Consider the following 13,246-nt stretch of genomic DNA (forward strand, 5'->3'; position numbering starts at 1 on the left):
CACATCGCCCCCCTGTGGGAGCAAGCCCGCTCCCACATTTTGACCGTGCACGGCCATGGTTCAGCTAACCTGTCTCTGCGCTGAACACGCCTTCGAAACACGGCATTGCAGAAAATGACCGTTGAAACCACCGCCAACCTGCCCCATCTAAGACCCATACCCATTGCGCAGGTACCCCCATGAGCGACCAGCAGGAATTCCCCGAAGACCCGAGCGAATACGCCGATCCGGAAAACGCCACGCAGCACAAACCTGGCAAAGGCCTGGCCCTGCCTGGCCAGAACCTGCCGGACAAGGTCTACATCATCCCGATTCACAACCGCCCGTTCTTCCCGGCCCAGGTGCTGCCGGTCATCGTCAACGAAGAACCGTGGGCCGAGACCCTGGACCTGGTGGCCAAGTCCGAACACCACTCCCTGGCCCTGTTCTACATGGACACGCCCCAGGAAGACCCGCGCCACTTCGACACCTCGGCCCTGCCGCTCTACGGCACCCTGGTCAAGGTGCACCACGCCAGCCGCGAAAACGGCAAGCTGCAATTCGTCGCCCAGGGCCTGACCCGCGTCCGCCTCAAGACCTGGCTCAAGCATCACCGCCCGCCGTACCTGGTGGAAGTCGAATACCCGCACCAGCCCACCGAGCCGACCGACGAGGTCAAGGCCTACGGCATGGCGCTGATCAATGCGATCAAGGAACTGCTACCGCTCAACCCGCTGTACAGCGAAGAGCTGAAGAACTACCTCAACCGCTTCAGCCCCAACGATCCGTCGCCGCTGACCGACTTCGCCGCCGCGCTGACATCGGCCACCGGCAGCGAGCTGCAGGAAGTGCTCGACTGCGTGCCAATGCTCAAGCGCATGGAAAAAGTCCTGCCGATGCTGCGCAAGGAAGTCGAGGTCGCACGCCTGCAAAAAGAGATTTCCGCCGAAGTTAACCGCAAGATCGGCGAGCATCAGCGCGAGTTCTTCCTCAAGGAACAACTCAAGGTCATCCAGCAGGAGCTGGGGCTGACCAAGGACGACCGCAGCGCCGACCTCGAACAGTTTGAGCAGCGGCTGGTGGGCAAAGTCCTGCCGACGCAGGTGCAGAAACGCCTCGAAGAGGAAATGAACAAGCTGTCGATCCTCGAAACCGGCTCGCCGGAGTATGCGGTGACCCGCAATTACATCGACTGGGCGACCTCGGTGCCCTGGGGCGTGTACGGCGAGGACAAACTCGACCTCAAGCACGCGCGCAAGGTGCTGGACAAACACCACGCAGGCCTGGACGACATCAAGGACCGCATCCTCGAATTTCTCGCAGTCGGCGCTTATAAAGGCGAAATCAGCGGCTCCATCGTGCTGCTGGTCGGCCCGCCGGGTGTTGGTAAAACCAGCGTCGGCAAATCCATCGCCGAATCCCTGGGCCGGCCGTTCTACCGCTTCAGCGTTGGCGGCATGCGCGACGAAGCCGAGATCAAGGGTCATCGCCGCACCTACATCGGCGCACAGCCGGGCAAACTGGTGCAGGCGTTGAAAGACGTCGAAGTGATGAACCCGGTGATCATGCTCGACGAGATCGACAAGATGGGCCAGAGCTACCAGGGCGACCCGGCCTCGGCACTGCTGGAAACCCTTGATCCGGAGCAGAACGTCGAGTTCCTCGACCACTATCTGGACCTGCGGATGGACCTGTCGAAGGTGCTGTTCGTCTGCACCGCCAACACTCTCGACTCGATCCCTGTCCCGTTACTGGACCGGATGGAAGTGATTCGCCTGTCGGGTTACATCACCGAAGAAAAAGTCGCCATCGCCAAGCGTCACCTGTGGCCCAAGCAGCTTGAGAAAGCTGGTGTGTCCAAGGGCAGCCTGAGCATCACCGACAGTGCGCTCAAGGCGTTGGTCGACGGTTATGCCCGTGAAGCGGGCGTGCGCCAGCTGGAAAAAAACCTCGGCAAACTGGTGCGCAAAGCGGTGATGAAACTGCTCGACGACCCAAAGACGGTGATCAAGCTCGGCCCGAAAGACCTCGAGGCGTCCCTCGGCAAGCCGGTGTTCCGCAACGAGCAGGTGCTGTCGGGTGTCGGCGTGATCACCGGCCTTGCCTGGACCAGCATGGGCGGCGCCACCTTGCCGATCGAAGCCACGCGCATCCATACCCTCAACCGTGGCTTCAAGCTCACCGGGCAGTTGGGTGACGTGATGAAAGAGTCGGCGGAAATCGCCTACAGCTACGTCAGCTCGCACCTGAAGTCCTTTGGCGGCGATCCGAAGTTCTTCGACGAAGCCTTCGTTCACCTGCACGTGCCGGAAGGCGCCACCCCGAAAGACGGTCCGAGCGCTGGCGTGACCATGGCCAGCGCCCTGCTATCGCTGGCGCGCAACCAGCCGCCGAAAAAAGGCGTGGCCATGACCGGCGAACTGACGTTGACCGGGCATGTACTGCCGATTGGCGGAGTGCGGGAAAAAGTGATTGCGGCGCGGCGGCAGAAGATTTTCGAACTGATTCTGCCGGAGGCCAACCAGGGCAATTTCGAGGAGCTGCCGGAGTATCTGAAGGAAGGCATCACCGTGCACTTCGCCAAGCGCTTTGCGGATGTGGCGAAGGTGCTGTTCTGATTAAACAGTGTAATTTTCAAATGGCCAGATTAGTAAACTGGCCATTTTTTAGGCAGCAACAACTTCGACATACATATTTAATCCGGTTGAAAGCCTATCAGAACAGATAGTACACCAAGGCACTTAAACTCTATATTTTCAAGGTTCAAATCAATTGTGTTTCAAGCACACAGAAGAGAACCAATGGATATCAAACTACGAAGAACTCTTGTCGACAAGCGCATCAATGACGAAATCAACTTTCGCCGTTGCTGTCCAAACAACCACTTGAATGCAACCCTTCAGAACCGTGAAGACTTCATCTCCGAAGAGTTTTTCGCCAGCGTCGGAAACAGGGAAATCATCGCCATATTCAAGACTGGAGAAAAAAACACCCCACTCGACCGGGCCTTTGATATTTACATGCCCAAGCTTATCGAGACGGGCACCTACCCACTGAATGTTCAGGGTCATTTAATTGAAATAGCTTATACCGAAAACTTCCCTTCCTACACCACCCACTGGGCGTTGGAGGGTGTCATGAACCTGGTCGTGAACAGTAAAACACAACAGTACACTGGCAACGCGATCATGAAGTTCAAAGATCGACAAGGTATCGAATTTACATCAAGAAGCGATTTCTGTTTTTCTCTTGCGAGTTAACCACTTGGCACTAACCAGTTAATATCTCTTTATCCCGAGCAGGTCGCTCTCACGAGGCGACTTCCCTCCCCTGAGTGTGGCCCGCTCGCGGTAGCATCAACCCTGCCCCCTCATTGCGGGTGACTGTCACACTTTGTCTCATCTTAAGTTATGCTCGCCGTTCGTCGTGAACGCCGGAGCCCCTGAAGCCTATGTCCCCCATTCGCCTGCTTGCCCCCCTCGCCCTCGCCTTGCTGGCCGGATGCGCCACGCAACCTGCACACAACGTGACCGTGGAAAAACAAAGCGAATGTCCGGTGCGGCTCAGCAACGGGCAAAACCTGATCCTGACCCTGCCGAGCAATCCGACCACGGGCTATCGCTGGGCGATCCAGGATTCGGCCGGTGGCGTACTGCACCCCCTGGGGCCAGAGGTTTATCGAAATCCGGAAGATGCCGGCATCGTCGGCGCGGCCGGGGTCTCGACCTGGCGCTTTCAGGCTTTTGCGCCCGGCAGCGGGCGTTTGCGTTTAACTTCGCAACAACCATGGGCGCCGGAAGTGCTGCCGGTGGATTCGTTCGACTGCGCGATCTCGGTCAACTGACCGTGGGCTGGCTGATTCTGGCGCTGATGGGCGCGGTGACCTTCCTTTATGGCTTGAGCGTGCATGCGTCATTGCTGTGCCTGCTGGTCAAGCCACTGCCGGTGTTGGCCCTGCTCGGCTGGCTGCACGACGCACCGCCCGGCGAGTATCGGCGCTGGATCAGCCTGGGCCTGATTTTCTCCCTGGTCGGCGATGTGTTGCTGGCCTGGCCGGGGGATTTGTTCGTGTTTGGGCTGGGCGCGTTTCTGGTCGCGCATCTGGCTTATCTCAAGGCTTATCTGAGCGATTGCCGACGCCTGGCCGTACTGCCGCTGGTGCTGGCCCTCGGTGTCGGCGCCGTCCTGCTGGGGATTCTGATTTCCAACGGCCTCGGCCCATTGCTGGTGCCCGTGATTGTCTATGGCACGGCGATCAGCGCCATGCTCTGGCGCGCCCTGGCCCGACTCGGCACCGACGTGCCCAAGCGTTCGGCGCTGCTGGCGGCGGCGGGCGCAGTGGCGTTCGTGTTCTCCGACAGCGTGATTGGCATCAGCCGGTTTGTGGTGCCGTTTGATGCGGCGCCTTATGTGATCATCCTCAGTTACTGGCTGGGGCAATGGGGTATCACTGCCTCGGCTTTCAGCAAAAAAACGCAATCAGCATGAGAAAAAGATCGCAGCCTGCGGCAGCTCCTACAGGGATCGCATTCCCAGGGTAGGAGCTGCCGCAGGCTGCGATCTTTTGATTTGGCGGTTTATCAGACAACCCGCGCATCCCCGCGCCAACTTGGCTAAAATGCCGGCCTTTTCCACCTACACCGCTGGAACCGCCGTGAGCAAAGAACCCGATCGCCTTTTCGCCCAGCCTTTGGCCCAGGTGCCTGACTTCGCCTTCAACGAAGACGTGGTGCGGGTGTTCCCGGACATGATCAAGCGCTCGGTACCGGGTTATCCGACCATTGTCGAAAACCTCGGCGTGCTCGCTGCCCAGTTCGCCCAGCCCAATAGCGTGCTGTACGACCTGGGCTCGTCCCTGGGGGCCGTGACCCAGGCCCTGCGCCGGCATGTGCGCACCGACGGTTGCCGCGTCATTGCTGTCGATAACTCCGCGGCCATGGTCGAACGCTGCCGCGAGTACCTCAACGGGCAGGATTCGATGTTCCAGGAGTTGCTGCCGGTGGAAGTGATCGAGGGCGATATCCTCGCGCTGGAGTTCCAGCCGGCCTCGGTGGTCGCGCTGAACTTCACCCTGCAATTCATCGCCCCGGACCAACGCACGGCGTTGCTGTCGCGCATCCGTCAGTCGCTGTTGCCCGGTGGTGCGCTGATCCTCTCGGAAAAACTGCGCTTCGAAGACGAGCAGGAGCACGCGTTGCTCACCGACCTGCACATCGCCTTCAAACGCGCCAACGGCTACAGCGAGCTGGAAATCGCCCAGAAGCGCAGCGCCATCGAAAACGTCATGAAGCCCGACAGCCTCGAAGAACACCGCGAACGCCTGCTGGCCGCCGGGTTCTCGAAAGTCGTGCCGTGGTTCCAGTGTCTTAACTTTGCCTCGTTGATTGCCTTGCCATGATTGATCTGTCCCCCCTCGCCCGCCGTCTGGCCGGTACTCCGCTGGCCGATTGGGCCAACACCCTGCAAGCGCAACTCGACAAGAAAATGGAAAAGGGCCACGGCGACCTGGAGCGCTGGCAAAGCGCGCTGGACGCCCTGCCGAAGATCCAGCCGAGCGAAGTCGACTTGCTCAATGGCTTGAAACTGGACACCGATTGCGACGAAGAAACCCGCGCACAGATGCGCACCGCGCTGATGGGCCTGTCGCCATGGCGCAAGGGGCCGTTCGACCTGTTCGGCGTGCACGTCGACACTGAATGGCGCTCGGACTGGAAATGGTCGCGGGTCGCCCCGCACCTGGACTTGAAGGGCAAGCGCATCCTCGATGTCGGCTGCGGCAACGGCTATTACATGTGGCGCATGCTCGGCGCCGGCGCCAACAGCGTGATCGGTGTCGATCCGAACTGGCTGTTCTTCTGCCAATTCCAGGCGGTACAACGCTACCTGTCCGAGCCGAATGCCTGGCACCTGCCCTTCCCGTTCGAAGACCTGCCGCCGAATCTGGAAGGCTTTGACACGGTGTTTTCCATGGGGGTGTTCTACCACCGCCGTTCGCCCATCGAGCATTTGCTGGCGCTGAAGGATTGCCTGGTCAAGGGCGGGGAACTGGTGCTGGAAACCCTGGTGGTCGAAGGCGACAAGCATCAGGTGCTGGTACCGGAAGACCGCTACGCGCAGATGCGTAATGTGTGGTTCCTGCCGTCGGTGCCGGCGCTGGAGTTGTGGCTGCGCCGTGCCGGGTTCACGGATGTGAAGTGCGTGGACGTCAGCACCACCACGGTCGAAGAACAGCGCGGGACGGAGTGGATGAGGTATCAGTCGCTCAGTGATTTCCTCGATCCAGAGGATCACAGCAAGACCGTTGAAGGGCTGCCGGCGCCGATGCGGGCGGTGATTGTGGCGCGTAAGTAAACCCCAATCCCCCGATCAACGGAGATCAAAATGTGGGAGCGGCGGTGCGGCGATCCCACATTGGTACGGTGTTCAGTCTGCAGGTTTGGCGCGGCGGGCCTTGAAGAATTCGCTGAGCACCGCCCCGCACTCCTGCGCCAACACCCCGCCTTCATACAGCACCCGGTGATTCAAAAATCCCTGGGTAAAGAACTGCCCCTGGCTCTGCACAATCCCGGCTTTCGGCTCCAGCGCCCCGTACACCACCCGCGCAATCCGCGAATGCACGATCAGGCCTGCGCACATGCTGCACGGCTCCAGCGTCACATACAGCGTGCTGCCCGGCAGGCGATAGTTGCTAACCGCCTGGGCGGCGGCGCGGATGGCGATCATTTCGGCGTGAGCGCTCGGATCGCTGCCAGTGATCGGACAGTTGAAGCCGCGACCGATGATCTCTCCATCTTGCACCAGCACCGCGCCCACCGGCACTTCGCCGAGGGCTGCGCCTTGGGCTGCCAGTGCCAGGGCCTCACGCATGAATTCGCGATCACGGCTGCGGTCGATGATGGCGGCGGGACGAATCTGACGCATCATGCCACCTCGATGGCGGCCATCAGGCCGGTTTCCATGTGGTCGATCACATGGCAGTGGAACATCCAGACACCCGGGTTATCCGCCACCAGCGCTACCTGCGCGCGCTCGTTCTTGCCCAGCAGGTAGGTGTCGGTGAAATACGGAATGACCTTGTGCCGGTTCGAGGCGATGACCTTGAAACTCATGCCGTGCAGGTGAATCGGGTGCTGGTACTGAGTCATGTTCTTCAATTCGAAAATGTAGCTCTTGCCTTTCTCGAGCCTGGCAATCGGGCGGTCGGCGCAGGTCTTGTCGGTGATGTCCCAGGCCTTGCCGTTGATCTGCCACAGGCTCGGCGGCTTGCCGTTGTCGACGTTGACCGACACCGAACCAACCCATTCGAAATTGAAGTTGAGTTTCTCGGCATTGGCCAGGTCCGGCTCGGCAATCGGGTTGGCCGGCAGTGCCGGCGGCCATTCGGTCGGCGCATCGGTGTTGGCCACCGAACGGAACGTGCCCAGGCGCACCGGGCCGTTGCGCAGCGACAACTCCTCACCTGCCGGCGGGGCCTTGATCGCCAGGCAAATGCGCATGCCCGGACCAAGCCAGTATTCCTTGCCCAATGGTCGTGGCTCGATCGGGTTGCCGTCCAGCGCATAGATCTGCGCTTCGACGCCGGGAATGTTCAGGCGATAAGTCAGGGTGTTGTCGAGGTTGAGCAGGCGTACACGGGTGATCTGCCCGGCCGGCAGGTCGATCACCGCTTGCGGCACGCCATTGATGGTCGCCAGGCGCCCCGCCGTACCGCCCCGGGCCGCCTCCCGGGGGATGCTGAACTCGACGAAATTACCGACCTCGTCGACATGCCAGCTCTTGAGGCTCAAGGTTTTTTCAAACTTGAACCCGGTCGGCTCGCGTTCCTCGATGATCAAAGGGCCGACCAGGCCACGACCGAGCTCCTCACTGCTGTTCACATGCGGGTGATACCAGTAGCTGCCGGCATCCGGCACGCGGAATTTGTAATCGAAGTACTCACCCGGCAACACCGGCAATTGCGACACGTAAGGCACACCGTCCATTTCCAGCGGCAGGCGGATGCCGTGCCAGTGAATGGTGGTGGCGACCGGCAGATGGTTGATGAAGCGCACCCGCAGCCATTCACCCTGGCGCACCCGCAATTCGGTGCCCGGCGCCGACGGACCGAAGGCCCAGGCCTGGGTCTTGTGCCCCGCTACCAGTTCGACATCCAGCGGCGCCGCGATCAGCTCGTAGTCGTGGCCCGCCTCGGCGTCAGCCATCTTGCCCAGCCAGTAGCGCGACGCGCCCCCGGCACCGACACCAACGACAACAAGACCGGCCAGGCCACCGAGGATTTGGCGACGGGTAAACGACATGAACTCAACTACCTCACGTATCAGCGACAGGCCCGGGGGCCCGCAAAAGGCGAATACGATACACCCGCAGTTGTGAAAGAAACAGCAAAGAGGGCGCGGCGGCGGGCCGCAGCGGGACCGCAATCTATTCGGCACCTCCTCTGACAGCACCGATCCATCAATACCTGACACCGTGCGCCGTCATTCCTACAGATCCGGCTGTAGTCCGCGGGCATAGTGCCGACTTCAAACCCATCTATTTCTCAAGGAGAGAGAAATGAATTCTTCAGATACAAACTCACAATTCCTACTTCCCAACCCCGAGGACGTGCAGGCCCTCAAAGACCTGGTGACTCCGTTCGTGGAAGCGTGCCCCGACATGCACGACATGGCCCATATCGAAGCCCAGGGCATTCTCGACAAGTACAGCATCCGGCACATCGATCCGGACCAGATCTGGTGGCACCGTTTCGACAACACCTCGGTGACCAGCACCAAGGCCTTCCTGTTCTGGGAACACTACCCCAAGCCCATTGAGTCGCTGACTTTGCCGCAGTTGGTGATCCAGCGCTTTCAAGCCCATGACCAGGACAACGCCGACCTGCTGGACAGTGACGGCGGTTTCTACAACGAGGGAGCGAACGCCCGGATCTACAACGAAACCAACGAAGTGAAGATGTATCCGAGTAAGGTCATCAAGGACCTGTGGCGCATCAATTTTCACGACCGCTACTGGGACAAGATGAGCGCCTTCTGGCGCCGGCATTCGGACAACTTCCGAACCCTGGCCAAGCTCAACTTCATTTCCAAGGCGCTGGAGGAACACGACGGCTCACGCCTGAGCAACGAGAACCTCAAGACCGTGCTCAAGGCCGTGGCCGGCCATCTCTCCTGGCCCATCACCCTCGATTTGCTCCACGCCCATGAGCCGCCTGCCGAAGGGTTGCGGGTCGCGCCGTTGTACATCGGCAACTACCGTGCCTGCGACATACTGCGCATCATCGACCGTCAGGGTCGGCAGATCCTGTATACACCTGGCGAAACAGATGCCTTCCATGTGTTCGAAACCTCCCATGACCTGCACTGGTGGCTGCTGTGCCAGAACAATCACCCGGACAATCGCGCCCGGTTCATGGCGCACTTTCCACTGTCGGCGCAACAACAGGACGGCGACAACGTCGGCCTGAATCACACCATCGACCTGTTGTATTCGACCTGGGGCAAATACGACAGCAGCCTGTTCGATCAGGACGCACCTGACATCAACGTTGACACCTTCAGCTGGGTCCGTGACTCGGTCAGGGAGCGTATGTTCGACGATGCCGATCTGTCCCTGCGTTCCAATGGCGACCTACGGGAAAAAATGTGGGTCGGCTACCTGAGCACCGTCACCCGCCTCTTTGGGGCCATGGCCGTGGCGGGCTGGCCGGTGGCCCTGGCGGCCGTCGGCGCCGGCCTGGCCAACATCGGCCTGAACATCGACCAGGCCGTCAACGGGAAGAATGCCCAAGATCGCAAGGCCGGTGTGCTCGGCGCCATCTCCAGCAGCATCGAAACCCTCTTCAATGCACTGGCACTCGGCGGCTCGGCCGAAATAGCGGAGGTCGATGAAGCCAACGATGAGTTCACCCCCCAGGAGAACCTCGCCGACGAAATCGAACACCCCACTGGCGCCCCGCCGAAAATCACTGTCGCCGCCCCTGGCCGGGCCTATGTGCTGGAAGGTGAAAACCCGCTGGCTCCGTTCGAGACCAATGAAGTACTCGATGGGATGGAGGTCGTGGCCGACGAAGGCCAATACCGCAACGTTTACCAAACACCAAGAGGCGAAAATTACATCCGAATCGACAATTCCTACTACCTGGTGCGCTACGTCAACGAAATGAAGACCTGGGTGATCATCGACCCCGCCAACCCGTTTTCTTTTTTCCGCAACCTGCCGGTTCGCTTGAACGCCGAGGGTGAATGGGAACTCCTGACCCGGCCCGGGCTGTATGGCGGCGGTAAAATTTTCGGACGCTGGCCATGGGGGCGGACGCCAGATCCTTTGCCCGACGTAGCCAGCCCCACCACGGCTTATGACGTGCCCCAGGCGCTGCGGACTGAGTTGCAGCCGTACGTCAGTACCGTTGACGCTAACTCTCTGCGTGCACTCAGTGACGATTTCGAAGACATTTCTAATCCCGGCGGCCCCCTGGTGCAGTTCAAGGCCCTGAGAAAAACCTTGTATCGAGACGCTCAGGCCTACTACCAAAACCTCCCGGAACTGCCCCCGAGGCCAACTGTTCCGAACTTTGGCCCGGTGAACCGAACCAAGGACATCATCAAGGCACTGTACAAAGAATCACCCTCCCTGGTGATCGGCGAAAGCCACTCCAGCGTTGGCAGCAAACAGTTCCTGATTGAGAACATGGGGACACTCGCCAAGCAGCAGGTCAAGACGCTGTACATGGAGCATCTGTTCAACGACTTTCACCAGGTGGATCTGGATATTTTCAATAGCGATGGCGTCCTCTCGGAAGATCTGGAGAGCTACCTCAACAATCTGGACAAGGGTCACCACACCGACCCCACTGGCCGTTTTACCTTTCTGAAAGTGGTCAAGGCTGCACGCAAAAACCACATTCGCGTGCAGGCGATCGACTGCGCTGCCAGCTATCGCGTCGAAAACATGCATGAAGTAACCCCCTTCCACAGGCACAAAATGATGAATTTCTTCAGCAAGATCATCATTGAAAGTGACCAGGCTGCCAAAGGCCCCCATCGCTGGATTGCACTGGTTGGCAATACCCACTCCAACACCTGGGAAGGGGTCGCGGGCATCAGTGAACTGGAAGGTGGCATCGGACTGCGGGTAAAAAGTGCCGAGATCGCCCAGCCCACGAGCATTGAGCCAGATCCGGGAGAATCCGGAAGCAGCGGTACGGACACCACCGTATACATCGTCAAGAACGACCTGCTCCTGAAAGTGGAATCCCCCGAGCTTGCCAGGGAACTGGTACTCGAGGCTGCACTCAATCAACCGGGCATGATCAGCATCGAGAAGTACGGCAACCAGCTCGAATTGGTTCACCGCGCCCGCGACGGCTCACTGGTACGCACACTCATCCACGCCGACGCCACAGGCGTGTACATCGAGCGCCCACAGTGGGGCAGCATCAATAGCAAGCGATTTGCCAGCCTGGCCGACCTTTCGGATGCACTGCGCCGCAACGGCTTGAAACCCACACGCATCCCCTGAAACGCAAGAAGCCCCGGGTCTCTCGACCCGGGGCTTGCTTGGCATAATCGATTTGAGCCTGGCTTCACAGGCTCATACGATCACTCCCACTCAATGGTCGCCGGCGGCTTGCTCGACACGTCATAGGTGACGCGGGAGATGCCTTCGATTTCATTGATGATGCGGCCGCTGACGGTTTCCAGCAGTTCGTAAGGCAGGTGTGCCCAACGCGCGGTCATGAAGTCGATGGTTTCCACGGCACGCAGGGCCACGACCCAGGCGTAACGACGGCCATCGCCCACCACGCCAACCGATTTCACCGGCTGGAACACCACGAATGCCTGGCTGACCTTGTGGTACCAGTCGGCCTTGCGCAGTTCTTCGATGAAGATGTGGTCGGCACGACGCAGCAGGTCGGCGTATTCCTTCTTCACTTCACCGAGGATGCGCACGCCCAGGCCCGGGCCCGGGAACGGGTGACGGTAGACCATGTCGTACGGCAGGCCCAGTTCCAGGCCCAGACGACGGACTTCGTCCTTGAACAGCTCGCGCAATGGTTCAACCAGCTTGAGGTTCATTTCTTCCGGCAGGCCGCCCACGTTGTGGTGCGACTTGATCACGTGGGCCTTGCCGCTTTTCGCGCCAGCCGACTCGATCACGTCCGGGTAGATGGTGCCCTGGGCCAGGTACTTGATGTTGTCGAGCTTGCAGGATTCGGCATCGAACACGTCGATGAAGGTACGGCCGATGATCTTGCGCTTCTTCTCCGGGTCGGCTTCGCCGGCCAGGTTGCCCAGGAACTGCTCTTCGGCGTTGGCGCGGATCACCTTGACGCCCATGTTCTCGGCGAACATGGCCATCACTTGCTCGCCTTCGTGCAGGCGCAGCAGGCCGTTGTCGACGAATACGCAAGTCAGCTGGTCGCCGATGGCCTTGTGCAGCAGCGCGGCAACCACGGACGAGTCCACACCGCCGGACAGGCCGAGCAGGACGTTGTCGGTGCCGACCTGGGCGCGAACCTGGGCGATGGCGTCTTCAGCGATTTTCGACGGAGTCCACAGTGCTTCACACTCGCAGATGTCGAGGATGAAACGCGACAGGATGCGACCGCCTTGCTTGGTGTGGGTCACTTCCGGGTGGAACTGCACGCCGTAGTAACGACGCTCGTCGCTGAACATGCCGGCAATCGGGCAGCTCGGGGTGCTGGCCAGGATGTGGAAGTCTTCCGGCATGCGGGTGACCTTGTCACCGTGACTCATCCATACGTCGAGGCCGAACAGGCCATCGGCGTCGATGTGGTCTTCGATGCCGTCGAGCAGGCGGCTCTTGCCGACCACGTCAACGCGGGCATAGCCGAACTCACGCAGCTCGGAACCTTCAACCTTGCCGCCCAGTTGCTCGGCCATGGTCTGCATGCCGTAGCAGATACCGAAGACCGGCACGCCCAGATCGAAAACCGCTTGCGGGCAGCGCGGGCTGTTGGCTTCGTGGACCGACTCCGGGCCGCCGGCGAGGATGACGCCTTTAGGGGCGAATTCGCGGATCGCATCTTCGTCCATGTCGAACGGGTGCAGTTCGCAGTACACGCCGATTTCACGCACGCGGCGGGCGATCAGCTGGGTGTACTGGGAACCGAAGTCGAGGATCAGGATGCGGTGAGCGTGAATGTCGAGGGCCATGATTCAGTCTCGTCTAAAAAATTCGGAAACAGTCGTGATTCAGAAACAACTCGGGGCTGAATAAAACAGCCCCGGTTGCTTAACGTGTTGCT

10 protein-coding genes are annotated in these 13,246 nt (G+C 60.1%); 7 read left to right on the forward strand and 3 right to left on the reverse strand.

Annotated features, from left to right (window positions below; translation table 11 throughout):
• Positions 1-179 precede the first annotated feature (179 nt).
• The 6 genes from lon to cmoB all read left to right on the forward strand — a co-directional run bounded on the left by lon (position 180) and on the right by cmoB (position 6,330).
• Positions 180-2,597, forward strand: coding sequence for an endopeptidase La (lon, locus tag ACM6G4_RS14075; RefSeq protein ID WP_414913923.1), 2,418 nt, complete (start codon positions 180-182; stop codon positions 2,595-2,597).
• A 183-nt stretch (positions 2,598-2,780) separates the two neighbouring features.
• Positions 2,781-3,239 (forward strand): hypothetical protein, encoded by a 459-nt coding sequence (locus ACM6G4_RS14080; protein WP_414913924.1) that lies wholly within the window; start codon positions 2,781-2,783, stop codon positions 3,237-3,239.
• Between the two features lie 191 nt (positions 3,240-3,430).
• The gene (locus tag ACM6G4_RS14085) at positions 3,431-3,823 is read left to right on the forward strand and encodes a protease inhibitor I42 family protein (protein ID WP_056721165.1); all 393 of its coding nucleotides are present in this window, start codon (positions 3,431-3,433) and stop codon (positions 3,821-3,823) included.
• Between the two features lie 2 nt (positions 3,824-3,825).
• Positions 3,826-4,467, forward strand: coding sequence for a lysoplasmalogenase (locus ACM6G4_RS14090; RefSeq protein WP_414914032.1), 642 nt, complete (start codon positions 3,826-3,828; stop codon positions 4,465-4,467).
• A gap of 130 nt (positions 4,468-4,597) precedes the next feature.
• Positions 4,598-5,377: a carboxy-S-adenosyl-L-methionine synthase CmoA gene (gene cmoA, locus ACM6G4_RS14095; protein ID WP_191628059.1), complete on the forward strand. Its 780-nt coding sequence runs from the start codon at positions 4,598-4,600 to the stop codon at positions 5,375-5,377.
• Entirely contained in the window at positions 5,374-6,330 is a 957-nt protein-coding gene (gene cmoB, locus ACM6G4_RS14100) for a tRNA 5-methoxyuridine(34)/uridine 5-oxyacetic acid(34) synthase CmoB (RefSeq protein ID WP_414913925.1), read from the forward strand. The genes cmoA and cmoB overlap by 4 nt, the downstream gene beginning before the upstream one ends.
• A 72-nt stretch (positions 6,331-6,402) precedes the next feature.
• Here the strand turns inward: cmoB and tadA are convergent, their stop codons facing one another.
• Both tadA and ACM6G4_RS14110 read right to left on the reverse strand, forming a co-directional pair.
• On the reverse strand, positions 6,403-6,900 hold the full coding sequence (gene tadA / locus ACM6G4_RS14105) for a tRNA adenosine(34) deaminase TadA (protein WP_414914033.1): 498 nt from the start codon (positions 6,898-6,900) through the stop codon (positions 6,403-6,405).
• Positions 6,900-8,276 carry a multicopper oxidase family protein gene (locus tag ACM6G4_RS14110; RefSeq protein ID WP_414913926.1) on the reverse strand — a complete coding sequence of 459 codons (1,377 nt, stop codon included), beginning with the start codon at positions 8,274-8,276 and terminating at the stop codon, positions 6,900-6,902. The genes tadA and ACM6G4_RS14110 overlap by 1 nt, the downstream gene beginning before the upstream one ends.
• Positions 8,277-8,532: 256 nt before the next feature.
• Between ACM6G4_RS14110 and ACM6G4_RS14115 the strand changes: the two genes are divergently transcribed.
• Positions 8,533-11,496: a dermonecrotic toxin domain-containing protein gene (locus tag ACM6G4_RS14115; RefSeq protein WP_414913927.1), complete on the forward strand. Its 2,964-nt coding sequence runs from the start codon at positions 8,533-8,535 to the stop codon at positions 11,494-11,496.
• An 80-nt stretch (positions 11,497-11,576) separates the two neighbouring features.
• On the opposite strand, the gene guaA is transcribed toward ACM6G4_RS14115, so the two are convergent.
• Entirely contained in the window at positions 11,577-13,154 is a 1,578-nt protein-coding gene (gene guaA, locus ACM6G4_RS14120) for a glutamine-hydrolyzing GMP synthase (protein WP_008053207.1), read from the reverse strand.
• Positions 13,155-13,246 lie beyond the last annotated feature (92 nt).

Origin of the sequence: Pseudomonas sp. IT-P258 (assembly GCF_949767825.1) — a bacterium.
Lineage (GTDB): Bacteria > Pseudomonadota > Gammaproteobacteria > Pseudomonadales > Pseudomonadaceae > Aquipseudomonas > Aquipseudomonas monachiensis.